Annotated in this window: 24 protein-coding genes; 12 read left to right on the top strand and 12 right to left on the bottom strand. The window is 69.3% G+C overall.

Annotated features, from left to right (window positions below; all coding sequences use genetic code 11):
• Positions 1-19: 19 nt before the first annotated feature.
• Genes P7644_RS01790 through P7644_RS01775 form a run of 4 tightly spaced genes read right to left on the bottom strand, consistent with a single transcriptional unit; the run spans position 20 to position 3,249 of the window.
• Positions 20-1,567, bottom strand: coding sequence for an aromatic/alkene/methane monooxygenase hydroxylase/oxygenase subunit alpha (locus tag P7644_RS01790; protein ID WP_404301310.1), 1,548 nt, complete (start codon positions 1,565-1,567; stop codon positions 20-22).
• Between the two features lie 43 nt (positions 1,568-1,610).
• Positions 1,611-1,880, bottom strand: coding sequence for an MmoB/DmpM family protein (locus P7644_RS01785; RefSeq protein ID WP_404301309.1), 270 nt, complete (start codon positions 1,878-1,880; stop codon positions 1,611-1,613).
• A gap of 33 nt (positions 1,881-1,913) precedes the next feature.
• Positions 1,914-2,912, bottom strand: a complete 999-nt coding sequence (locus tag P7644_RS01780) for an aromatic/alkene monooxygenase hydroxylase subunit beta (RefSeq protein ID WP_404301308.1) — start codon at positions 2,910-2,912, stop codon at positions 1,914-1,916.
• A 46-nt stretch (positions 2,913-2,958) separates the two neighbouring features.
• Positions 2,959-3,249: a phenol hydroxylase subunit gene (locus P7644_RS01775; RefSeq protein WP_404301307.1), complete on the bottom strand. Its 291-nt coding sequence runs from the start codon at positions 3,247-3,249 to the stop codon at positions 2,959-2,961.
• 248 nt (positions 3,250-3,497) lie between these two features.
• On the opposite strand from P7644_RS01775, the gene P7644_RS01770 reads away from it, so the two are divergent.
• Entirely contained in the window at positions 3,498-5,210 is a 1,713-nt protein-coding gene (locus P7644_RS01770; RefSeq protein ID WP_404301306.1) for a sigma 54-interacting transcriptional regulator, read from the top strand.
• Positions 5,210-5,968, top strand: coding sequence for a GntR family transcriptional regulator (locus P7644_RS01765; protein WP_404301305.1), 759 nt, complete (start codon positions 5,210-5,212; stop codon positions 5,966-5,968). The genes P7644_RS01770 and P7644_RS01765 overlap by 1 nt, the downstream gene beginning before the upstream one ends.
• Positions 5,969-6,004: 36 nt before the next feature.
• Here P7644_RS01765 and P7644_RS01760 read toward each other — a convergent pair whose 3' ends face one another.
• From P7644_RS01760 to P7644_RS01750, 3 genes are all read right to left on the bottom strand, one after another.
• The gene (locus P7644_RS01760; protein ID WP_404301304.1) at positions 6,005-6,853 is read right to left on the bottom strand and encodes a M48 family metallopeptidase; all 849 of its coding nucleotides are present in this window, start codon (positions 6,851-6,853) and stop codon (positions 6,005-6,007) included.
• A 73-nt stretch (positions 6,854-6,926) separates the two neighbouring features.
• Positions 6,927-7,808: a DMT family transporter gene (locus P7644_RS01755; RefSeq protein WP_404301303.1), complete on the bottom strand. Its 882-nt coding sequence runs from the start codon at positions 7,806-7,808 to the stop codon at positions 6,927-6,929.
• Positions 7,809-7,932: 124 nt separating this feature from the next.
• A complete protein-coding gene (locus tag P7644_RS01750; protein ID WP_404301302.1) occupies positions 7,933-8,628 on the bottom strand; it encodes a helix-turn-helix domain-containing protein in 696 nt (231 codons plus the stop codon).
• Positions 8,629-8,691: 63 nt separating this feature from the next.
• On the opposite strand from P7644_RS01750, the gene P7644_RS01745 reads away from it, so the two are divergent.
• The 3 genes from P7644_RS01745 (at position 8,692) to P7644_RS01735 (ending at position 12,050) form a co-directional block, all read left to right on the top strand.
• Positions 8,692-10,029, top strand: coding sequence for an AmpG family muropeptide MFS transporter (locus P7644_RS01745; protein WP_404301301.1), 1,338 nt, complete (start codon positions 8,692-8,694; stop codon positions 10,027-10,029).
• A gap of 95 nt (positions 10,030-10,124) precedes the next feature.
• The gene (locus tag P7644_RS01740) at positions 10,125-10,832 is read left to right on the top strand and encodes a response regulator (RefSeq protein WP_404301300.1); all 708 of its coding nucleotides are present in this window, start codon (positions 10,125-10,127) and stop codon (positions 10,830-10,832) included.
• A gap of 6 nt (positions 10,833-10,838) precedes the next feature.
• Positions 10,839-12,050, top strand: a complete 1,212-nt coding sequence (locus P7644_RS01735) for an ATP-binding protein (protein ID WP_404301299.1) — start codon at positions 10,839-10,841, stop codon at positions 12,048-12,050.
• 17 nt (positions 12,051-12,067) lie between these two features.
• Here the strand turns inward: P7644_RS01735 and P7644_RS01730 are convergent, their stop codons facing one another.
• Positions 12,068-13,234, bottom strand: coding sequence for a CaiB/BaiF CoA transferase family protein (locus P7644_RS01730; protein ID WP_404301298.1), 1,167 nt, complete (start codon positions 13,232-13,234; stop codon positions 12,068-12,070).
• Positions 13,235-13,370: 136 nt separating this feature from the next.
• A complete protein-coding gene (locus tag P7644_RS01725) occupies positions 13,371-14,291 on the bottom strand; it encodes a LysR substrate-binding domain-containing protein (RefSeq protein ID WP_404301297.1) in 921 nt (306 codons plus the stop codon).
• A gap of 153 nt (positions 14,292-14,444) precedes the next feature.
• Between P7644_RS01725 and P7644_RS01720 the strand changes: the two genes are divergently transcribed.
• The 5 genes from P7644_RS01720 to P7644_RS01700 all read left to right on the top strand — a co-directional run bounded on the left by P7644_RS01720 (position 14,445) and on the right by P7644_RS01700 (position 17,840).
• The gene (locus P7644_RS01720) at positions 14,445-15,416 is read left to right on the top strand and encodes a Bug family tripartite tricarboxylate transporter substrate binding protein (protein WP_404301296.1); all 972 of its coding nucleotides are present in this window, start codon (positions 14,445-14,447) and stop codon (positions 15,414-15,416) included.
• Between the two features lie 21 nt (positions 15,417-15,437).
• Entirely contained in the window at positions 15,438-15,905 is a 468-nt protein-coding gene (locus P7644_RS01715; protein WP_404301295.1) for a MaoC family dehydratase, read from the top strand.
• 141 nt (positions 15,906-16,046) lie between these two features.
• Positions 16,047-16,547 (top strand): SRPBCC family protein, encoded by a 501-nt coding sequence (locus P7644_RS01710; RefSeq protein ID WP_404301294.1) that lies wholly within the window; start codon positions 16,047-16,049, stop codon positions 16,545-16,547.
• Between the two features lie 16 nt (positions 16,548-16,563).
• A complete protein-coding gene (locus P7644_RS01705) occupies positions 16,564-17,124 on the top strand; it encodes a redoxin domain-containing protein (protein WP_404301293.1) in 561 nt (186 codons plus the stop codon).
• A complete protein-coding gene (locus tag P7644_RS01700) occupies positions 17,121-17,840 on the top strand; it encodes an MOSC domain-containing protein (protein WP_404301292.1) in 720 nt (239 codons plus the stop codon). The genes P7644_RS01705 and P7644_RS01700 overlap by 4 nt, the downstream gene beginning before the upstream one ends.
• A 3-nt stretch (positions 17,841-17,843) precedes the next feature.
• Here the strand turns inward: P7644_RS01700 and P7644_RS01695 are convergent, their stop codons facing one another.
• Positions 17,844-19,085 carry a YbfB/YjiJ family MFS transporter gene (locus tag P7644_RS01695; protein WP_404301291.1) on the bottom strand — a complete coding sequence of 414 codons (1,242 nt, stop codon included), beginning with the start codon at positions 19,083-19,085 and terminating at the stop codon, positions 17,844-17,846.
• A gap of 53 nt (positions 19,086-19,138) precedes the next feature.
• On the opposite strand from P7644_RS01695, the gene P7644_RS01690 reads away from it, so the two are divergent.
• Positions 19,139-20,023, top strand: a complete 885-nt coding sequence (locus P7644_RS01690) for a LysR substrate-binding domain-containing protein (protein WP_404301290.1) — start codon at positions 19,139-19,141, stop codon at positions 20,021-20,023.
• Between the two features lie 3 nt (positions 20,024-20,026).
• A complete protein-coding gene (locus P7644_RS01685; protein WP_404301289.1) occupies positions 20,027-21,088 on the top strand; it encodes an NAD(P)H-dependent flavin oxidoreductase in 1,062 nt (353 codons plus the stop codon).
• Positions 21,089-21,161: 73 nt separating this feature from the next.
• Here the strand turns inward: P7644_RS01685 and P7644_RS01680 are convergent, their stop codons facing one another.
• Positions 21,162-22,190 (bottom strand): glycosyltransferase family 2 protein, encoded by a 1,029-nt coding sequence (locus tag P7644_RS01680; RefSeq protein ID WP_404301288.1) that lies wholly within the window; start codon positions 22,188-22,190, stop codon positions 21,162-21,164.
• Positions 22,187-23,422 (bottom strand): O-antigen ligase family protein, encoded by a 1,236-nt coding sequence (locus tag P7644_RS01675; RefSeq protein WP_404301287.1) that lies wholly within the window; start codon positions 23,420-23,422, stop codon positions 22,187-22,189. Before P7644_RS01675 ends, P7644_RS01680 begins: the two co-directional genes overlap by 4 nt.
• Between the last annotated feature and the right edge of the window lie 16 nt (positions 23,423-23,438).

Genomic DNA, 23,438 nt, shown 5'->3' with positions numbered 1-23,438 from the left:
TGTGTCTGCGGGCTGGGCCTCAGTTGCCCGTGGCCTGGGCGCGCCAGGTCTCGAAGTTCTTTTTGTCCTGCGAATCGGCGTAGTCCAGGTTGTCGCGACCCCATTCGATGTTGTACCAACGCACAACTTCGGCCAGGGGGTTGAAGTCGGGCTTGGTCGGATCCACGTCGTCGGGGAAGCAGTTACCCTGGTAGATCTGGTGCACGGGCAGCCAGCTCTGCACGTACTTCTCGGGCTCGTTGTCGAAGATGTGCTTGCAGCCGTCGGAGCAGCAGTGGTACTTCACGCCCTGGTATTCGCTCTCGCGGTAGGCGATCTTGGTCGGGTCGTCGGGCTCGGTGAAGAACATCGGCACCTGGCAGACCTGGCACAGCATGGGCAGGGTGCCGTTGTAGAAGCGCTTGCCCTCGGCCTGCTGCTGGTTGTAGTGCGTCCACAGCGGGCGGTAGTACTTGTCGAAGGTCTCGGGGTACTTGGCCGAGAGCCACTCCATGTCCTTCTCGCTGGGCGCCCAGGTGTGGAAGGGGGCGGCGGCGCCGTAGTTGTAGAACACGTTCCAGGCCTGGTGGCTGAGGTGGTCCTTGTCCTTGCAGGCTTGGCTCCAGCCCTTCGGAACCTTGATGCCGTAGCGCGCCAGGTCGTTGAACAGGGCGGTGCCGTTCTGCTCGGCGTAGATCTCCCAGGCTTCCTTCCAGCTCATCACGCGCTTGGGCAGCATGTAGTCCATCATCATCGCCACCAGCGTGAGCACGCGGTAGCCGCGCCAGAACCACTTGTCCAGCCAGGCCTGCACGATGGGCAGGTTGTCCGGATCCTGCTCCAGGATGAACTTGATGATCTCCAGGCCCAGCGTCATGTGGCGCGACTCGTCGGACTGGGCCGAGAAGCCGAAGGCCATGGCGCCCATGTCGCCGTTGTAGGCGGCACCCGAGATGAAGGGCACGAACAGCAGGTTGGTCAGCACGTATTCGAACGCGAAGCCGATGGCGATCATGAACTCGAAGGGGCCGGCCGTCAGCGCGTCGTCGAAGAACGATTTGGGCACCGACAGGAACCACACGCGGTCGTGCTGGTGGTGCCAGTTCTGGAAACCGTTGTAGTGCTTGTTGTAGTTCGACAGGCTGTGGATCTGCGTCTGTGCGTGGCGGATTTCGTCCAGGCTCTGCATCAGGCAGGCCACGCGCGGGCCGGCGCCGGGGAACTCGCGGCCCATGCGGGCAAAGCCGCGGTGCGCCATGTACTCGTTGGGGCTGATGCCGGTGAGGAACAGCTTGAGCGTGTTGATGTAGCGCGCATCGGTCACGCCCAGGTGGCCGTTGTTCTGCGTGAAGGCGTCGATGATGGCGTAGAGCTTGCGTTCCTTCTCGGCCTGGTACTTCCAGTACGAGTCCATCGTCATGCGGAAGGGGTCCTCGAACTTATCCCAGTCGTGGATCTTGATGCCCTCGTACTCCACCTGCGGATACGCGTCCTTGACGGACTGATAGGTGGGCGTCCAGGCCAGGTCGCGCGTCATCAGGTTGTAGCGCTCTTTCAGGCCGAGTTTTTTGTTGACTTTCATGTCCATGGTGCATGTCTCCTGTCGTCGTCGGTGAATGGACGGTGGGGGTTTACTGGTGCCAGGCGAGGGTGAATTCGTCGTCGGTTTCGTCGACGTTGCCGCTCATGGTGATCAGGTGGATCTGCATTTCCTGCAGATCAAAGTCGCGCCCTATTTCCTGCTCGATGGTGCTTTTGCGAATCACCATGCGGCCGGGCACGTCGATCTTCACCATGGCGGGCTGTTCATTGAGGATGGCGCCCGGGTTGTCGGCCAGGATGGCGCTGACGATGGCGCGCGACTCTTCGTTTTTCTGGAAGGCGATGAATACGTTGGACATGCCTTGTCTCCTTGTGTGGGGTTGCGTGTGTGCTCAGGCGCCAATGGCCAGGCCCGCCTTGTGCATGCGCGCATCGACGGCGGCCACCGCGCGCTCCAGCGCCGCTGCGCCGTCCGCGCCCAGGGCCAGCTCGGCCACCGGCGTCAGGGCCTCTTGCACACGGCCGCGCCAGTGGGCGTACCAGGTGGAAAGCAGTGCCTTGTTCTCGGCGCTCTCGGCCGCTGCGGTCTTGATGACGGAGTCCACCCACTTGTTGGCGTCCTGGCTCCACTCGGCCTGAAAGCGCGTGAGCATGGACACCGTGGGGCCGGCCTTGTCCGCAATGGCCTGATCGACCTCCTTGTAGGCCAGGCCGAACAGGATGCCGTCCAGCGCCACGTTCTGCGCCACGTAGAGCTCGAACCAGTCCTTGAGCACCCAGCTGTCTTCCACCAGGCGGCGCAGGCCCTGCCAGGCCGGGGCCTCCAGCCAGGCCTGCTTGCCCGCCTCCAGCTCGTCCTGGTTGCCCAGCAGCAGGCCCAGGCGGGTGAGGTACTGGGCAATGCCCAGCTGGTCCATGCCCGCGTACAGGCAGGGCTGGGTGATGGCCGTGCCGTAACCGTAGGCGCATTGGTAGGCGCCGTTCATGTTCGCGCCCCAGGCCACATGGCGCAGCGGCACGTAGAAGTCCAGCGCGGTGCGGCGGGCCGCGTCGTCAAAGCGATCGGCCAGGCCGCGTTCTTCCACGAAGGCGAAGTCCGCCTCGGCCACCTCCTGCATGCGGGCGCGCGCCTGGGTGTAGGTGCCGTAGTAGAACTGGCGCGGATCCTTCAGCGCATACCAGTCCCGCATGACCAGGCGGGTGCGGCCGGGGTCGAACAGCTCATGCTCCGGATCCCAAGTGGGGCGGTAATGGAAGTTGTGCGTGGGCTGCACATCCATGGTGCCCTCGATATAGCGCGAGGCGGGCTTGTCCGCCCCCAGGCGCTCGGCGATGTGGTTGTAGGTCTGGCGCAGCGGCGTGATGCTGACGGTGCGCAGGTCGATTTGCATGGGTTGTCTCCTGGGGTGGTGTTATGGGATGGTGAAAGGGTGCCCGTCAGGGCTCGTGGCGAAAGTGCCGCTCGCGCGCGGCGCGCAGGCTCCAGTCCCACTCGTGCTCGGCGCTGCCCTGCTCCTGCTCGGGCAGGGCGCCGTGCGTGGGCTGCACGCCCTGGGCGGCGCAAAAGTCGTCGAACTCGGCGCGCGGCAGCACCATTTCGACGAACAGGCCGGGCTCGCCCACAGCGAACTCGAACTCGACCATGCCGCTGGCGTGCTCCTGCACGATGCGGATGTAGCGGCGCTCGACGTTCCAGCGCTCATCGGGGGGGTTGTGCGTGCGGTTCATGCCGACGGGTATTGCACGGGCCGTGCCAGGACGCCGCGCAGGCGCCGAAAATCTCGATAATTTCGGGTAAATACCTAAGAATGTCGCCCGCCGACGGCCCTGCGGCCGCCCGCATGCCGGGGGCTCGGCGCGAATGCTGCGGCGCAATATGACCATTTGATCGAGGTCCGATAGGCCGAATTCATCATTTGATGACCCCAGGACAGCCCGTATTGCGGCCCGGCATGGTTTCTCGATAATCCGCCCTCATGTCAGCGCCACCTCCCATGCCCTCCGACGCCGATTTGCGGCGCCAGATCCAGTTCTCCGCGGCCGACGGCCGCATCTGGCTGGCGGGCCAGCGCATGGTGCTGATGCATGTGGGCGCGCTGGGCCTGCTGCGGCGCGAGCTCATGCACACCCTGGGGCCCCAGGCGGCGCGCCGCCTGATGATGCGCGTGGGCTATGCCTCGGGCGAACGCGATGCAGCGCTGGCGCGCCAGCTGCGCCCGCAGGCCGACGCTTTTGCCATGTTCAGCGTGGGCCCGCAGCTGCACATGCTCGAAGGCGTGGTTCAGGTCACGCCCGCGCAGGTGGAGATCAACCTGGCCAGCGGCCATTTCTACGCCATCTATGACTGGCAGCATTCCTGGGAGGCGGAAACCCACCTGCGCGACTTCGGCGCGCAGAGCGAGCCCGTGTGCTGGACGCTGCTGGGCTACGCCTCGGGCTATACCAGCGCCTTCATGGGCCGCCAGGTGCTGTTCAAGGAGGTGGCCTGCAGCGGCTGCGGCGCCGCGCATTGCCGCATCGAGGGCCGCATCCTCGACGCCTGGCCCGACGCCGCCGACATGGCGCGCGACTACGACCCCGATGCCCTGCCCGACCACGCCTGCGCCCCCACCGGCCCGCTCAGCCTGCCCGCCTGGCCCGCGCCCATGGCCGCCGAAGACCGGCCCGAGCCCCCGGCCGACGCGCTCGGCCCGCTGATCGGCCGCTCGGCCGGCTTCACCGCCGCCACGGCGCTCCTGCGCAAGGCCGCGGCCACGCAGGTGACGGTGCTGCTGACCGGAGAGACCGGCGTGGGCAAGGAGCGCTTTGCGCGCGCGCTGCACGCGCTCAGCCCGCGCGCGGCCAAGCCCTTCGTCGCCGTCAACTGCGCAGCACTGCCGGGCGAGCTGGTCGAGTCCGAACTCTTTGGCACCGAAAAGGGCGCCTACACCGGCGCCGACGCGGCGCGCGCCGGGCGCTTCGAGCGTGCGCATGGCGGCACGCTGTTCCTGGACGAGCTGGGCGAGCTGCCCCTGCCCGCCCAGGCCAAGCTGCTGCGCGTGCTGCAGGACGGGCAGATCGAGCGCCTGGGCGCCGCGCAGCCGCGCCAGGTGGACGTGCGCCTGGTCTGCGCCACCCATGTGGACATGATGGAGGCCGTGCGCGCCGGGCGCTTTCGCCAGGATCTGTACTACCGCATCCACGTCTACCCCATACGCATCCCGCCGCTGCGCGAGCGCCCGGACGACATAGAGCCCTTCGCCCAGCACCTGCTGCAGCGCTTTGCGCTGCAGCACGACAAGCACATCAGCGGCTTTTCCGACCGTGCGCTGCACGCGCTGCGCAGCTACGCCTGGCCGGGCAATGTGCGCGAGCTGGAGAACCTGGTGGAGCGCAGCGTCATCCTGGCCGACGCGGGCCAGCCGGTGCAGGTGGAGCACCTGTTTCCCGACGGCGCCAATGCCCCGCCCACGGCGCCCGCGCTCCAGCTGCAACCCAGCGGCCGCCTGGGCCAGGCGCAGGTCCCGGCCTGCCACGCGCAGCTGCTGGCGCAGTTGCTGGCGCAGCCGCTGGACCTGCCGGCGCTGGAGACGCAGCTGATCGAGGAGGCCGTGGCGCGCCACCAGGGCAACCTGGCCGCCGCGGCGCGCCTGCTGGGCCTCACGCGCCCGCAGCTCAGCTACCGCCTGAACAAGATACGGGAATCCTGATGGCCAAACGCGCCCTCCTACAGGTACTGGACGACGGGGCACAGCCCACCACACGCACGCTGATCGAGCATGCCTACGAGCGGCTGCGCGACGACATCGTGGGCGGCGCGCTGCTGCCCGGCGAGAAGCTGCGCGTGGAGCACCTGAAAGACCGCTACGGCGTGGGCGCGGGCACGCTGCGCGAGGCCATCACCCGCCTGGCCAGCGACGCGCTGGTGGTCACCGAAGGGCAGCGCGGCTTTCGCGTCGCCCCCATCGCACTGGAAGACCTGGAGGACGTGACCAACCTGCGCGTGCAGATCGAGACCGAGGCGCTGCGCCGCTCCATACGCGCCGGCGGCGGCGCCTGGCGTGCCGCGCTGGAGCAGGCCTACGCCGCCCTGTCGGCCGAGGAGCCCATCGCCCCCGGCCGGCGTGGCACCTGGGAGCAGCTCAACGCACGCTTTCACGAAGCACTGCTGGGCGGCCACGCCTCGCCCTGGACGCTGCGCGTGCTGCGCCTGCTCACACGCCACACCGAGCGCTACCGCAGCTTTGCCATGGCCCTGCCCGGCTGCGCGCGCGACGTGCACGCCGAGCACCAGGCCATCTACACCTACGCCATGAGCGGCCAGGAAGCGCGCGCCGCGCTGGCGCTGGAAGCGCACATCCGCACCACGCCCGACCTGCTCATGCAGGCCCTGCGCGAGGGCCGCGCCCGCCTGCCCGGCAGCTCCGAAGGTCAGCCTGAGCCGGACAAATTACTGCTGATTGAATAGCAAACTACGCCCTATAGACGGGCGTTTCAACCCATTTCAACGCCGCGACTGCTGGTACAGCGCCTGCACCTTGGGCACGTTCTGCTCCAGCTCGCGGATGCGGTCCGGCCCCGTGGGGTGGGTGGACAAGAAGCCTATGCCGCCATTGCCCGTGGCCTCGCCCATCTTGCGCCACAGGCTCACGGCGGACTGGGGGTTGTAGCCGGCGCGAGCGGCCAGCTCCAGGCCCACCAGATCGGCCTCGGACTCGTCGGAGCGGCTGAACTTGAGCGTGAGCAGCTGCGTGCCCAGGTTGGCCGCCATGTTGCCCAGCTCGCCCAGGCCCAAGAGCTGCGCGCCCAGCGACAGGCCGATGCTGGTGGCCTGGCTCTTGGCCACGCGTTCGCGCGCATGTTCACGCAGGGCGTGCGCCATCTCGTGGCCCATGACCATGGCAATCTCGTCGTCGGTGAGCTTGAGGCGGTCCAGGATGCCGGTGTAGAACGCGATCTTGCCGCCGGGCATGCAGAAGGCGTTGATTTCCTTGCTGCCGATCAGGTTGACCTCCCAGCGCCACTGCGCGGCGCGGCTGTTCCATTGCGTGGCATAGGGAATGATGCGCCGCGCGATGGCGCGCAGCTTCACCAACTGCGGGTGGTCGTCGGGCGCCAGCGCGCCCTTGGCCTTGGCCTGGGCCAGCAGCTGGCCGTACTGCTGGGTGGCCGAAGTCTCCAGCTGCTCGGCCGGCACCAGCCGGCGCATGCCCGAGGCGCCGCCCACGTCCACCTGCGCCAGCGCCGGCGCACTCGCGGCCGCGACGGCAGCCAGCAGAAAGCCACGCCGGGCGCTCCAGGATGCGGCGCAGCGCGGACAGCCGCCGTGAGGGGTGGGGGCAGGATGGTGCATGGCTGGCAGATGCGGGCAAAAGCGCATTTTTACAGCCTGCGCGCCCCTTTGCAGGCCCATCGGCCAAGCCCCTTCAGCGCGCCGCACGCAGCTCGGCCCACACCACCAGCAGCAGGCCCGCGATCACCCCGGCCAGCCCGAGGTAAGCGGCCAGCTGCTGGGGCTCACCCACCACCCACACCGCCAGCACGAAGGCGGTGACCGGCTCGCCCAGCGCCAGCGTGACGCCGGTGGTGCCCGAGATATGGCGCAGCCCGCTGGAAAACAGCAGGTACGACAGGCCGGTACTGACCAGCCCCAGGAACAGCACCACGCCCCAGGCGCCGGCGCCCGCCTGCAGCGCCCCGCCCAGGGCCCAGGCCACGGGCACGGACAGCGCCGCCGCGCTGGCGAACACCGCCAGGTTGGTGCGCGCCGGGCCCAGCTGCAGCACCAGATGCTTGTTGACCAGCGTGTACGTGGCATAGGCCAGCCCCGCCAGCAGGCACAGCGCCACGCCGGCGGCGCTCAGGTGCAGGCCGCCGCCCTGGCCCAGCGCCATGGCCGCGCCGCCGGCCACGCTCACCAGCGTGCCCAGCCACCACAGGACCGGCGGCAGGCGCCGCGCGACCACCGTTTGCAGCAGCCCGGCCCAGATCGGGCCGCTGCCAATAGCGATCGCCGTGCCCAGGGCCACGCCGCTTTGCTTGACGCCGGCAAAAAAGCTCAGGTTGTAGGCGGCGATGCAGGCCCCCGCCAACGCCAGCCGCGCCCAGGGCCAGGGGCCAGCGCGCCCCGGCGCACCCCAGGCCAGCAGGGCAAAGAACCCGCTGCCGATGACCAGCCGCAGCGCCCCTACCCAGTAAGGCGAGAGCTGGACCGGCGCCAGGCTTTGCGCCGTGCCCGTGGTGCCCCAGAGCATGGCGGCGAGCAGCACCAGGGCGATGCCCCGGGCGGAATGTCGTGAATCGGTCATGCAGGCGATGGTGCGCCTTGCCGGGTGGGCAACTATCGAGCAACGCGCGTAGTGCGCGCTCCAACCCAAGGGCAAAAGCACAAAAACAGGCCAAAACGCCCAACCAGCAAGCGCAAAAAGCTATCTATTGAATAGCGCTTTCACGGCGCAGATCACGCGCCCCCAGGCCGCGCTCGCGTTTGAGGGCGTAGGCCAGGGCGCTGGCGCTGGCGTAGCCGCAGGCCAGGGCCGTGGTCTCCAGCGGCTGGCCGCGCGCCAGCAGCTGCGCGGCGCGGTCCAGGCGCAGGTCGCGCAGCCAGGCCTGGGGGGTGCGGCCGGTCAGCTCCAGCAGGCGCGCGTGAAAGCGCGGCGCGCTCAGGTGGCACAGCGCCGCCAGCCGGGCCGTGGGCCAGTCCTGGTGCAGGGCGGCCTGCACCTGCCGCTGCAGGCGCACCAGGTCGATGCGCCGGCGCGCCAGCACGCCCGGCGCCTGCAGCACGGCCGCCACCCGCGCCGCCACGGCCTGCGGAGCCGGCGCGCCGGCACGCCAGGGCTCGGGCACGGCAAAGCGGCGCACGCGCGCGAGGGCCGGCTGGTCCGGCGTGTCGATCACCAGGATGCGCGCGGCCCGGTCGGCCGCGTAGCCATGGCCGGCCCCGGCGGGGATGACGATGCCGCAGGCGGTGTCGATGAAGGCGGCGCGCCCGGCGATGTCCAGTTCCATGCAGCCATCGAGCGCGTAAAGAATCTGCGCAAAGCCATGCTCATGCGCGCGGTGCTCGCCGCTGTAGCGGCGCACCGAGCAGCTGGGCTCGAAGGTCGATGGGGCGTGCGGGACCATGGCGCAATGGTAGTGCGGGCGCGGGCCCGGATAATGCCCTGCGCCCGCCAGCACCGACGCCCCATGCCCGACAAAACCGCCCCCACCGTCCCCCCTGCCCCCCGCTCCTGGCTGGCCGCCTGGCGCGTGTACCTGGAGCCCGCCAGCCTGCGCATGCTCTCGCTGGGCTTCTCGGCCGGGCTGCCGCTGCTGCTGGTGCTGGGCACGCTGTCGTTTCGCCTGCGCGAGGCGGGCATAGACCGCACCACCATCGGCTACCTCTCCTGGGTGGGGCTGGCCTATGCGTTCAAGTGGGTCTGGTCGCCGCTGGTCGACCGCCTGCCGCTGCCTTTCGCCACGCGCGCGCTGGGGCGGCGGCGCAGCTGGCTGCTGCTGGCGCAGGCCCTGGTGATGGCGGGCCTGGTGGGCATGGCGCTGGCCGACCCGCGCCAGGGGCTCGATGCCATGGTCTGGTGCGCGCTGCTGGTGGCCTTCGGCTCGGCGACGCAGGACATTGCGCTGGACGCCTTCCGCATCGAATCGGCCGACGCCGACCGCCAGGCGGCGCTGGCCGCCACCTACCAGACGGGCTACCGCCTGGCCATGATCTGGGCCGGCGCCGGCGTGCTGTGGCTGGCGGCGCGCGCCGAGGTCGCGGGCCAGCAGGGCTACCAGCCCGGCGCCTGGGCCGCGGCCTATCTGGTGATGGCGGCATCCATGCTGGTGGGCACGCTCACCGTGCTGCTCTCGCCCGAGCCCCTGCCGCGCCCGCTGGCGCCCGCGCGCAACCTGGGCGAGTGGCTGCGCGGCGCGGTGGTGGAGCCGTTTGCCGACTTCATCCGCCGCTACCGCTGGCAGGCGGCGCTGATCCTGGCGCTCATCGCCGTCTACCGCATCAGCGACGTAGTGATGGGCATCATGGCCAATCCGTTCTACGTGGACATGGGCTACAGCAAGGACGAGGTCGCCGCCGTGACCAAGGTCTTCGGCGTGGTGATGACTCTGGCCGGCGCCTTCGTCGGCGGCGTGCTCTCCATGCGCCTGGGCGTGATGCGCGTGCTGATGCTGGGCGCGGTGCTCTCGGCGCTGTCCAACCTGCTGTTCGCCTGGCTGGGCCAGCGCGGGCACGACGTGACGGGCCTGGTGCTGGTGGTCTCGGCCGACAACCTGGCCGGCGGCATCGCCTCGGCGGCGTTCATCGCCTACCTGTCGGGCCTGACCAACGTGCAGTACTCGGCCACGCAGTACGCGCTGTTCAGCTCCATGATGCTGCTGGCGCCCAAATGGCTGGCGGGCTTCTCGGGCCAGTTCGTGGACGCGCACGGCTACAGCACATTCTTCACGGGCACAGCCCTGCTGGGCCTGCCGGTGCTGCTGCTGGTGGCGCTGGCGGCAAGAGCGAAAAAGGCCTCCAACGCTTGATGGACAAGCGCTGAAAGCTACATAAAAAGAAGCAATTTACGTAACTTTACGCACGCTTCAACACAACCAGACAGCCCAGCGCCAAGATGCCCGCCATGAACTCGCAACTGCTGATGATCGAAGACGACCACCGCCTGGCGCAGATGGTGGGCGAATACCTGGGCCAGTCCGGGCTGCATGTCACGCACATGGCCGACGGCGCCAGCGGCCTGGCGCAGCTGCAGGGCAGCGAGCTGCCCGACCTGGTGATCCTGGACCTGATGCTGCCCGACATGGATGGGCTGGAGGTGTGCCGGCGCCTGCGCGCGCTGCCGGGCGCCGCGGCCCAGGTGCCGGTGCTGATGCTCACCGCCAAGGGCGACCCCATGGACCGCGTGATCGGCCTGGAGATCGGCGCCGACGACTACCTGCCCAAGCCCTTCGAGCCGCGCGAGCTGCTGGCGCGCATCCGCGCCATCCTGCGCCGGCGCGAGGCCGGCGCCCAGCCCGCGGCCAACCTGCTGCGCTTTGGCAGCCTGGAGATCGACCGCGACGCGCGCATCATCACCGTGGCGGGCCAGCCGGCGGAGCTGACCTCCTACCAGTTCGACCTGCTGGTCACCCTGGCCGAGCGCGCGGGCCGCGTGCTCACGCGCGACCAGATCATGGAGGCCGTGCGCGGGCGCGAGCTGGAGGCGTTCGACCGCAGCATCGACGTGCACATGGGCCGCATCCGCGCCGCCATCGAGCAGGACCCGAAGAACCCGCGCCGCATCCTCACCGTGCGCGGCGTGGGCTATGTGTTTGCCAAGCAGCAGGATTGAAGACCCGTGTCCTGGTTCAGCTCGCTCTCCCGGCGCCTGTACCTGCGCATCTGGCTGGCCATGGCGGGTGGCGTGCTGGTGTTTGCGTTTGCCATCGGCTTTGCCTGGCGCTGGGCGGCAGAGCAGAACCAGCACCAGCCGCCCACGCGCGAGATCCTGATCACCGATGGCCAGGGCCGCCCCCTGGTGGACGGCGTGGGCGTGCGCCAGCGCGGCGACCCGGGCGAGGGCATACGCTACCGCATCGAGGGCGACAACGGCGTGGTGTACGAGATGCAGATGTCGCCGCGCACGCCCGGCGCCGGCATGCGCCCGGGCGACCGGGGGCCGGCCGCATGGCTGCGCCCGCCTTTCGGCTTTCTGTGGATGCTGGCCCTGGTGGGCATCGCCGTCACCGTGGGCGTGTTCCCCATCATCCGCCGCCTGCTGCAGCGCCTGGAGCAGCTGCAGCGCAGCGTGCAGCGCTTTGGCGAGGGCGACCTGTCGGTGCGCGTGGCCGAGCAGGGCCAGGACGAGGTGGCCGACCTGGCGCGCCAGTTCAACGCCGCCGCCGCGCGCATCGAGACGCTGGTGCAGTCGCACAAGTCGCTGCTGGCGAATGCCTCGCATGAGCTGCGCTCGCCGCTCACGCGCATCCGCATGGGGCTGGAGCTGATGCAGGGCGGCGCCCCCTCGCCCGCGTTCCGCGCCGAGATCGAGCGCAACATCGCCGAACTGGACCAGCTCGTGGACGAAATCCTGCTGGCCAGCCGGCTGGACGCCGGCGCGGCCGACGTGGGCACCGTCGAGCCCGTGGATCTGGTGGGCCTGGCCGTGGAGGAATGCGTGCGCGTCGATGCCGAGCTGCAGCTGGGCGACGGCGCCCCCATCGAGGTGCCCGCCGTGTCCAAGCTGCTGCGCCGCGCCGTGCGCAACCTGCTGGAGAACGCGCGCCGCTACAGCCGGGGCGAGATCACACTCACGATCGCCCGCGAGGGGCAGGACGCCGTGCTGCGCCTGTGCGACCACGGCCCCGGCGTGCCGCCCGACCAGCGCGAGCGCATCTTCGAGCCCTTCTACCGCCTGCCCGGCGCCAGCGAACGCTCCGGCGGCGTGGGCCTGGGCCTGGCCCTGGTGCGCTCCATCGCGGCGCGCCATGGCGGCAGCGTGGTTTGCGAGGACCGGCCCGACGGCAAGGCGGGCGCCTGCTTCGTGCTGCGCCTGCCGGCCACGCGCTGACGCGCCCGGCGGGGGGCTTACAAGCCGAGCTCTTTCAAAATGGCGTCCGTGTGCTCGCCCAGCGCGGGCACGGCGCCCATGGCGGCCTCGGTGCCGGAAAGGGTGGCGGGCGGCAGCAGGGCCTGGATCGTGCCCTGGGGGGTGGCGACATCGCGCCAGCGCTGGCGCGCCTGGAGCTGCGGGTGGTCCCAGACATCATCGGGCGCGGCCAGCGGCGCGTTGGCGATGCCGCCTTCGTCCAGGCGCTGCAGCAGCTGTTCGCGGCTGAGCGGGACGAAGCCTTCCTGCAGGATGGCGTCAAGTTCGGCGCGGTTCTGCACGCGCTGCACATTGGTGGCAAAGCGCGGGTCGTCCACCAGGTCGGGGCGCCGCAGGACGGCGCGGCAGAAGTCGGCCCATTCGCGGTCGTTCTGCAGGCCGAAGATCACGCTCTTGCCATCGCCCGCGCGGTATTGCCCATAGGGAGCGATCGTGGGGTGAGTGAGGCCGCTGCGCACCGGCGGCGTGCCGCCGTAGCGGCTGAAGTTTAGGGGGTAGGACATCCATTCGGTGAGCGCTTCCAGCATGCTCACCTCCACCCGCATGCCCTGGCCGGTATGGCCGCGCTGCAGCAGGGCCGACAAGATGCCGGAATAGGCGTACATGCCGGCCGAGATGTCGGCAATCGAGATGCCGGTACGCGCCGGCTCCTCCGGCGTGCCGGTGACGGAGATCAGGCCCGAGGCCGCCTGGACCAGCAGGTCGTAGGCCTTCTTGTCGCTGTAGGGGCCGCCCTCGCCATAGCCCGAGATGGCGCAGACGATGAGACGCGGGTACTGCTCACGCAGGCTGTCGTAGTCCAGCCCCATGCGGGCGGCGGCGCCGGGGGCCAGGTTCTGGAGGAACACGTCGCAGCGCTCCAGGAGCTTGTGCAGCACGGGCATGCTCTCGGGCTGCTTCAGGTCCAGCGCCAGGCTCTCCTTGCCGCGGTTGCACCAGACGAAGAAGGAGGACTGGCCCATGACGGTGCTGTCGTAGCCGCGCGCAAAGTCGCCGGCGCCGGGGCGCTCGATCTTGATGACGCGGGCGCCCAGGTCGGCCAGCTGGCGGCTGGCAAAGGGCGCGGCCACGGCATGTTCCAGCGCCAGCACGGTGATGCCTTGCAGCGGGCGGGTGGGGGTGGCGGAAGCGGCGGGGGTGGTCATGGAACGGTCTCGCAAGCGTGAGGATGCAGGGGGCAAAAGAACGCCGTGCATCGCCAGGATGCACGGGCCTGCAAAAATTTTAGGAAGCTGCTTGCGTGGCGGCCAGTCGAGATTTTGGAAGCCGCGTTCAAGATTCTCAAATCGCCGGCGCGGCCGCCTCCGTGGCGGCGCCGGCGCTGGCCTTGATGACGTAGCTGACAAAGGCCTGCTCATGCGGCAGCAGGCCTTCCGGGGACTTGAGCACGATGCACTGCTGACGCTGTGCCCAGGGTTCGTCCATGCGCACCTGCCGCACCTGGCCGCTTTGGATGAATGGAGCGGCGATGGACTGGGGCACGAGCGAAATGCCCGCGCCCTCCATGACGCAGGCGATCACATCGGCGAAGGAGGGCGCGTGCACGCGCACGCGCGGAGCGACGCCGAGCTTGCGCGCCATGGCTTCGAGGAAGACGAAGTTGCTGGACTTCTTGCCGATGCCGACGAGGTCATAGGTCAGCGCCATGTCCAGCGGGACGACGGGGTGCTCGGCCAGCGGGTGGCCGGGCGGGGTGACGAAGATGAGCTCGTCGTGGGCGTAGGGAATGGTCGTGAGGCCGCCAAAGTCGATGTCGCCGGCGGCCAGGCCGATGTCGGCCACGCCGTCCTGCACTGCCTTGACGATGGTGGCGCTCAGGTGCTCCTCCAGCTCCACGTTGACATTGGGGTAGGCGGCGAGGAAGCGGCTGAGCGCCGGAGCCAAGCCGTTCAGGGTGCTGCTGTTGGCAAACACGCGGATGTGGCCGACGACACCATTGGTGTGGCGCTGCATTTCGCTGCCCAGGCGCTCGACATTGCCAAGAATGGCCTCCGCATAGCGCTTGACGGTGAGGCCCGCCGGGGTCAGCTGCATGCCCTTGGGCGTGCGCTCGAACAGGGGCGCGCCCAGGGCCTGCTCCAGGTTCTTGAGCCGGTAGCTCGCGGAAGGGGCGGTGAGGTGCATGTCGGCCGCACCGCCGCTCAAGCTTTTGGCGGCGGCAATGGCCAGGAAGACCTTGAGGTCGGTCAGCTCATAGCGCATGGAAATCGTTCCCCGGGGTGCGTGAATGCTGGTGTTTAGAAGGCTTCTAAAGGAACCAAGAAACATTCGACTGGAAGCATGGCGGCCGGCTTCCTATAGTTTTGAGACACCGATTTTTTTGATTTTCTTGAACAAGACAGGAGGCATCACCCCATGGTGACACGTCGATTGATCTGCACCTCTATCGTTGGTGCATTGGCATGGCTGTCGGGCGCGGCGCAGGCGCAGAACTACCCGGCACGCCCCGTGAAACTGATTGTGCCCTACGCGGCGGGAGGTCCGACCGATACCTTTGCCCGCGCCCTGGCGGACGCATGGGGCAAGAGGCTGGGGCAGCCGCTGGTCGTGGAGAACCGCACGGGCGCGGGCACTTTGGTGGGCAGCGATGCCGTAGCCAAGGCCCAACCCGACGGCTACACCGTCTTGCTGACCACGGTGGCGCATGCCGTGAATCCCAGCATTCAAGCCAAGATGCCGTACCGGACAGTGGAAGACTTCGCCCCCGTGGGCCTGGCGGCCAAGGCGCCGTTGGTGATCGTGGTGAACAAGGGCTTCCCGGCGCAGAACCTGCAGGAGTTCCTGGGCTACATCAAGGAGCACCCGGGCAAGGTGAGCTACGGCTCGGCAGGCGTCGGCAGCGCGCCCCACCTGGGCGCCGAACTGCTGAACTACATGACCGGCTCCAAGACCGAGCATGTGCCCTACCGGGGCAGCGCACCTGCCATGCAGGATGTGATTGGCGGGCATGTGGCCTTCATGGTCGACAGCGCCCCCACTGGCCTGGCCCAGGTGAAGGCAGGCTCGGTGCGCCTGATTGCCACGACGATGGGCCAGCGACTGCCGCAGACGCCCGACACGCCCGCCGTGGCCGAGGCGGTACCCAAGTACGAGGCCTATACCTGGAACGCGGTGTTTGCCCCGGCCCAGACGCCGGCGCCGGTGATTGCCAAACTCAACACCAGCCTGAAGGAAACGCTGCAGGACCCTGGCCTGCAAAAGCAGGCCTATGACATGGGCCTGGTGCTGGAAAAGGACCCACAGCCGCAGGCACTGGCCAGCTTCCTCAACAGCGAGCTGTCGAAGTGGGGCCAGGTGGCCAAGGCCGCAAAGATGACGGCGAACTGAGAATCCCAAGGAAAACGAACCATGATCAAGCACCAGATGTGCCCGCAGCGCTATTTCGAGGATTTCGAGCTGGGCGAAAAATTCCTGCTGCCCTCGCGCACCATGACGGACGCGCTGTTTGCCGCCTTCCAGCTGGCCAGCGGCGACAACCACCCCGTGCACTACGACGTGGAATACTGCCGCGCCCATGGCATGCCCCATATGCTGGCCCATGGCTACCAGGTGGTGATCCAGACCGCCGCGGGGGCGGGCCTGTTCCCGCACATGGTGGAAGAGTCGCTCAAGGGCTTTCTGGAGCAGGGCAGCCGCTTCCTGAACCCGGTGTTCGTGGGCGATACCCTGTACTGCACGCTCACCGTGTCGGAGCTCAAGCCCGGCAACACCACGGGCGTGATCACCCTCAGCACCGAGGTGAAGAACCAGAAGGGGGTGGTGGTGATGGACGGTTTTCAAAAATACCTCTTGAAGAAACGCCGTCCGGGCCAGTAAGCCGCACGGGGCTTTCCGTGGAATCGATGAGCCTTCGTTGGCGGCAGAACACGGCATCCCCAGCACCCGTGCTGTCATTCACGCGGGCACCGCGCCCATCTGCTACAACCCATGGCATCGCAATGTTTCCACGGAAAAGCCATGAGCACACCCGCTGCCGATATCGGCACCCTGCATCGCACACCCACGGGCTTCGAAGGCCGCCTGACGCGCCAGTTCGACCACGGCACGGACGCCGTCTGGCGCATGCTGACCGAGCCGCAGGCCATGGCGCAATGGCTGGCGCCCGGCAGCATAGAGCCGCGCGCGGGCGGCGCCGTGCGCATCGACTTTGCCGACAGCGGCACCGTCATCGACAGCCTTGTGACCGCCTTCGAGGCGCAGCGCCTGCTGGCCTACTCCTGGAGCAGCGGCAGCGAGCCCGAGCGCCCGATGCGCTGGGAGCTGGCGCCCGCCGGCGCGGGCTCCACGCTGACCCTGACGCTGCAGATCCCCGCCCATGAAGACGCAGCCAAGGCCTGCGCCGGCTTTGAAGGCCACCTGGACATGCTGGAGGCCGCGCTGGAGGGCGTGCCGATCAAGTTTCCGTTCCAGCGCTTTCTGGCGGCGCGCAGCGCCTATGGCGCGCAGCTGGCAGGGTAGGACGGAGTCAAAGGCCGTGGGCAGCGGCTATCACCCCCCCGCGCCGCCGCTGCAGGTGGCACAGTGGTTCAACACACGCGAGCCGCTCACGCTCAAGACTCTGCGCGGGCGCGTGGTCGTGCTGCACGCCTTCCAGATGCTGTGCCCGGGTTGCGTGGAGCAGGGCCTGCCGCAGGCGCGGCGCGTGCACGAGGCGTTCTCCCAGGACCAGCTGGTGGTCATCGGCCTGCACACGGTGTTCGAGCACCACGCGGTGCAGGGCACGCCCGCGGCGCTGCAGGCCTTCATCCACGAGTACCGGCTGCGCTTTCCGATAGCGCTGGATGAACCCCATACGACGCTCAGCATTCCGCGGACCATGCAGGCACTGGCGCTGCAGGGCACGCCCAGCCTGGTGGTGCTGGACCGGGAGGGCCGCGTGCGCCTGCACCACTTCGGGCATCTGGACGACCTGCGCCTGGGCACGCTGCTGGGCCGGTTGCTGGCCGAACCCGCATTGCCGGCCGCCGTGGCGGCCCAGTCCGCCACCGGCTGCGACGACAGCGGTTGCCGACGCCCCGACATGCCAGCGCCATGAACGCCACGCCCCCACGGCCCCTGGGCAGCCTGCGTGCCGTGCTCACCGGCCGCGCCCTGCCCTATACCCGCCCCGGCAGCCGCAGCGCCATCGACAAGCAATTGCGCGACGGGCCGGTCGAGGTCGCCGCCCCGCTGGGCCTGGAGGGCGACGAGCAGGGCGACCCGCGCGTGCACGGTGGACCCGACAAGGCCGTGCATTGCTATGCCTTTGGCCAGTACGCGCCCTGGCGCCAGGAATTGGCAGGCCATGCCACGGCCCAGGCGCTGCTGGAGCGGCCCGGCGCCTTTGGCGAGAACTTCAGCCTGGAAGGCCTGGATGAGGCCCAGGCCTGCATTGGCGACCAGTGGCAGATCGGCAGCGCGCGCTTCGAGGTCAGCCAGGGCCGCCAGCCCTGCTGGAAGCTGAGCGACCGCTTCCAGGTGCCCGACATGGCGCTGCGCGTGCAGACCAGCCTGCGCGCCGGCTGGTACCTGCGCGTGCTGCAAGGCGGCCAGGTGCGGGCCGGCGACACCGTCTGGCTGCTGGCCCGGCCGCACCCCGGCTGGCCCATCGCCCGGCTGCTGCACGCCATTGCCGAGCGCGACTGCACGCCAGACACATTGCACGAGATCCTCACGCTGCCGCTGCCGCCCTCGTGGCACAGGCTGTTCAGCCGGCGGCTGGAAAGCGCCAGCGTGGAGGACTGGAGCGCGCGGCTGCTCGGCAAACAATGAGCCTCAGCGCCGCGGCGGCCAGCACCAGGCCGACGCCGCATACAGCGACGCCCCCGCCACCAGCGCCCCCGCCGCCAGCGCCAGCCCCTGGGCAAAGCCCTGGGCCTGGCCGCCGCGCGCCAGCAGCCAGGCCACCATGGGCGGGCCCATGATCTGCCCCAGGCCGTAGACGGCGGTGATCAGGCTGGCGAAACTGTCGGCAGACTGCGGCCACAGGCGGCGCGCCTCCTGCAGGCCATAGAAGGTGATGGCGGTGAACGGCAGGCCCACCAGGCAGCTGCTGAGCGCAAACCCCGCCGGCGTGGGCCACCACAGGCCCAGGGCAATGCCCAGCGCCTGCAGCCCATAGGCGGCCACCAGCAGCCAGCGCCGGTCCCAGGCCATGGGCGCGCGCGTGCTCAGGGCCGCACCCACGGCCACACCCGCGCCGAACATGGGCCAGAACAGATCGGGCCAGGGCGAGCCGGCCGGCAGCGCGCCGCGCGCAATCACCGGCAGAAAGGTCGCGGTGACGATGTAGCCCAGCCCGGCCAGCCCATAGGCCAGCGCATGCACGCCGCGCGCCGCCGCCGTGCCGCCACCATTGGCGCGCGCCGCCGCTGCCGCCTGCGGTGCGCCCGCCTGGCCCTTGGCCGCACGGCCATGGACCACGGGCCAGACCAGCGCGCACAGCAGCACCGACAGCAGGCCGAACACCACCCAGCCCGATGCCGCGCGCCACTGCCCCGCCACCATGGCACTGGCCGCCAGGCCGGTGAGGGCGATGCCCACGCCCGGCCCGCAGAAGATCAGCCCGCCCATGGCCGGCCGGCCCAGCACCGCCAGGCGCACCATGGCCCAGGCCGCCACGTTCAGCAGCACGAAGGCACTGGCCACGCCGGCGGCAAAGCGCAGCAGCGGCCAGCTGCCCGGCAGCGGCAGGGCCATGGCCACGGTCAGCAGCACCGTCGCCACCAGCCCGGCGCGCGCCAGCCGTGCCGGGTGCCAGCGTTCATACAGGCGCGGCGCCACCCAGGGCAGGGCCATGCAGGCCAGCGCGCCCAGCAGATAGCCGATGTAGTTGGCCGTGGCCAGCCAGCTGCCCGCGGCCAGGGTGAGCACGCCGTCGTGCAGCATCATGGGCAAGAGCGGCGTGAAGGCAAAGCGCCCCACGCCCATGGCCACGGCCAGCGCCAGCATGCCGGCCAGCGCCACGGCCGCGGGGCGCTCGGACCAGGGTGTGGCGCCGGGATGGGTAGTCGTCATAAAATCTCAACCAGATATTTATCTTTCGCAAATCATCTCATAAACATATTCCCATGGACCTGGTCACGCTGGACATCTTCCGCACGGTGGCCCAAGAAGGCAGCGTCACGCGCGCCGCCGAGCGGCTGGGCCGCGCCCAGTCCAACGTGACCACGCGCGTGCAGCAGCTGGAGGAGCAACTGGGCGCCGCGCTGTTCCTGCGCGAGGGCCGGGGCATGCAGCTCACGCCCGCGGGCGAGACCCTGCTGGCCTATGCCGAACGCCTGCTGGCACTGGCCGAGGAGGCGCGCCAGGCACTGCACCCGGGCGAGCCCACGGGCCGCCTGCGCATAGGCGCCATGGAAAGCACGGCCGCCGCGCGCCTGCCCGGGCCGCTGGCCGCTCTGCACGCGCGCTGGCCGCGCCTGACGCTGGAGCTGCGCACGGCGCCATCGCGCCAGCTGGTCGAGCAGGTGCTGGCCCACCAACTGGACTGCGCCCTCGTGGCCTGGCCGCCCCCGGGCGTGGACGACGACACCCCGGTGCAGCGCAGCCCCGTGTGCACCGAATCACTGTTGCTGGCCCTGCCCGCCAGCCACCCTCCCGTCGCCCGCCCCACCGATCTGCGCCTGCACCTGCTGGCCGCCTTTGCCCAGGGCTGCAGCTACCGCCGCATCGGCGAGGACTGGATGCGCCAGGCCGGCAGCCCGGTCGAGGTGCTGGAGCTCGCCTCCTACCCCGCCATCCTGGCCTGCGTGGCCGCCGGCCGCTGCGCGGGCGTGGTGCCGCAGTCGGTGCTGGATCTGCTGCGCCACCCTCCCGCGCTGCGCTGGGTGCCGTTGGGCCGCTGCGAGACCATGCTGGTGCACCGCCCGGGCTACGCCACGCCGGCGCTGGCCGCGCTGCGGCAGGCACTGCACGGCATCGGCGACCCATCCTCTGAACCTACCAGGAGCTGATCCATGACCACCCTGTTGCAACGCCTGCAGATCACCCTGCCCATCTTCCAGGGCCCCATGACGGGTTCCGACACACCGCAGCTGGCGGCCGCCGTGTCTCAGGCCGGCGGCCTGGGCTTCCTGGGCTGCGGCATGCGCTCGCCCCAGGCCATGGCAGACGCGGCCGCCGCCGTGCGCGCCGCCACCGCCAAGCCCTTCGGCATGAACCTGTTCGTGCTGGAGACGCCCGACCCCGACGCCGCCGAAGTGGCCGCCGCCATGGACCGGCTGGCACCGCTGTATGCCACGTTCGGCCTCCAGCCCGAGCGGCCCGCACGCTGGTGCGAGGACTTTGCCGCCCAGTTCGAGGCCCTCATCGCCGCCCGCCCCGCTGTGGCCAGCTTCACCTTCGGCATCCTCTCGGCCGCCCAGGTGCGGCGCCTGAAAAGCGAGGCCGGCAGCTTCGTGATCGGCACCGCCACCACGGTGGCCGAGGCGCTGGCCTGGCAAGAGGTGGGCGCCGACGCGGTCGTCGCCAGCGGCATGGAGGCCGGCGGCCACCGCGGCACCTTCCTGGGCGACTGGGACGGCAGCCAGATCGGCACCCTGGCCCTGGTGCCGCAATGCGTGGACGCACTCAAGATCCCGGTGATCGCCGCCGGCGCCATCATGGACGGGCGCGGCATCGCCGCCGCACAGGCGCTGGGCGCGCAGGCGGTGCAGATGGGCACGGCCTTCCTGGCCTGCCCGGAGTCATCAATAGTCCCCGCCCAGCGCGCCGCCATGGCCGCCGCCCAGGCCACGGACACGCGCCTGACGCGCATCTTCTCGGGCCGCCCGGCGCGCGGCATCCTGAACCAGGCCATGCGCATGCTGCAGCCACATGAGGCTGACATCCCCGCCTACCCGGTGCAGAACGCCCTCATGGGGCCGATACGCCGCGCCGCCGCGCAGGCGGGCGACGCCGGACACATTGCGCTGTGGGCCGGCCAGGGCGTGGGGGCGGCGCGGGGGCTGGCGGCTGGGGAGCTGGTGGCGCTGCTGGCGCAGGAATGGCAGGACACTCGCGCAAAACTATCAAATTAATAGCTATTAGCGCTTACTGTAAGGGCGCAAAGGCCATATTTGACGCAATACCCTCCCGCTTGCATATCTTGATTTATGCGGCGGGCATGGCATGGAACCAACGCAGGAACTTGCGCCGGCGCAGCCACCAGCCGCGCCGCAGATAGGCGCGTGCCAACTCCTCGGGGCTCAAAGGCGAGGCGGCGCGGAAGTTCTGCCTCAAGCGCTCGGCCAGAACCGATGGCTGCGGCTGCGCATCGCCCAGCTTGCCCTGGCAAACATGGCGCATGGCCCCCACCAGGGCGCGCGCGGCCTGGTGCGCCAGCGCCAGGCGCAGGCCAGGCTGCTGCAACTCGGGCCGGCCCTGCAGGGCCTGGGCCAGGGGCAGCAGCGCCGCCGACTGGTCCAGCGCCTTGGGCGTGGTCATGGTGGCCAGGATGCTATTGCCGCGCTGCCGGTAGGCCACCCAGGGCCGGGGTTCGTAGAAAAAGCTGTCGGCACGCAGCGCCATGAGCGGCATGGTGGCCATGTCCTCGAAGTAGCGCCCCACGGGAAAGCGCAGGCCAGAGCCATCGGCACTGCCCCACAGAGCGCGGCGCGAAAGCTTGGACCAGGCATGCAGCTCGCCGGTCATGAGCATGCCCGCCAGCAGCCGGCCGCGGTCGCGCACCAGGCGGCCGGCGGGGCCGTCGAAGCTGCGCCGGTGGCCCTCGCCGCGCAGCCGGTGCTTGAGCCGCGCACGCTCACGCCAGACCCGGAAGTCGCACAGCACCACGTCGGGTGCATGCTGGACCACGATGGCCTGCAGGCCGGCAATGGCGCCGGGCAGCAGCTTGTCGTCGGAATCCAAAAACCACAGGTAGTCGCCCGTGGCGGCATCCACCATGGTATTGCGCGCCGCGCTCAGGCCGCTGTTGCGCTCGTGCCGCAGCAACTGCAGCCGTCCGGGCCAGCGTTGGCTCAACTGCTGCATCAGCTGCCAGGAGCCATCGGTGGAGCGGTCATCGAGCACCAGCACCTGCACGCCGCCCTCGGCCGGCAGTTGCTCCATCACCGAACTCAGGCACTCCTCCAGGTAGCGCTCAACGTTGTAGACCGGCACCAGTATGCTCAGCCAGGTCATGGCACAGCCCCAGTCTTATCACCCGGTGGCTGCCACACGCCCCGCTCCATCCCGCGCAGTGCCGACCACAGCACCGCCACGTAGAACACGAAACACATGATCCCGCTGTTGTGGTTGAAAAACGGTTGCGACATGCCAAACACCAGGTAGCACGCAGGCACCAGGCTGCCCATGGCGCGTAGCGCCAGCGCATAGTGCCAGCTGGATGTGTCTTCCGGCCATTGCTGCAGGCGCTGGCGGCTAGGCCAGAACAAATACCACACGTAGGCAAACAGTGCCGCCTGCAACGCGACACCGAATACGCCCACCTTGACCCAGATATCCAGGAAGTCGTTGTGGATCTGCGGGTAATGCACCTGGGCCTGGGCAAACTCGCCGCTGGCCACGCGTCGCTGCATTTCTTCCACAAAGCCATGTGCACCCCAACCGAACCAGGGTTTTTGCGGAATCATTTGCGCTGCCAGACGATACTGATCCAGGCGATTGCCCAGCGAGGTGTTTCCATTTCCGGTGGTCAGATAACTGTCTATCTCGGTCACCGCGAGAGCGATTCTTTCGTTCAGGCTGGGGGTCAGCACCAGTACGGCAATGATTGCTGCAAGCGCAACAAGCGACAGCCCCAATACGCGCCCAAACAGCCGGGGCCGGATCTGCCGAACCTGCAGCAACCACAGCGGGAATACCAGTCCAAGCGCCAGCCAGCCCCCGCGCGATTGCGACAGCAGCGAAGCCGCCATCCCAGCCACCACGGCCAGGACCATCGTGAGCCGCCATGGCCACGAACGCAGGCGCCAGAACACGGTGGCACACGCCAGGGCCATGCAGGCCAGCAACAAGGCCAGGTTGCCCCACTGGATGGTGTTGGTAAACCCGGTCGCCCGCTCAAGCCCCTGCCCCCAGGTCTGCCAGGCAGCCAGCCCTCCCATGCCGATGCAGCCAATGGGCACGCCTGCGAAAAACGCCTGCGGCCGCGGCGGATAGGCGGCAAGAAAGAGCAGGCAAGGCACGCCCAGGAGCCATTTGCTGCCCTTGTCCCAGCGCCCGGCACCGTGGTCTAGCGACAGGAAGAACCACATGCACCCCATGCCGACCAACAACAACGCCAGCCATACCGTCGCCGACTCCGGGCGCTGGCGTAGCCAGCGCGGCGCAAAGCACAGCGCACCCAGCAGCAGCAGCGCGGCCCCGTAGGAGTACCCGGAGGGCACCCAGAGTGCCAGCGCCGCCAGCAAAAAGGCGGCCAGGGAT

This window comes from Alicycliphilus denitrificans, from assembly GCF_044792555.1.
In the GTDB taxonomy this organism is placed as follows: domain Bacteria; phylum Pseudomonadota; class Gammaproteobacteria; order Burkholderiales; family Burkholderiaceae_C; genus Alicycliphilus; species Alicycliphilus denitrificans_A.
This window is presented reverse-complemented; position numbering and strand designations above follow the sequence as displayed.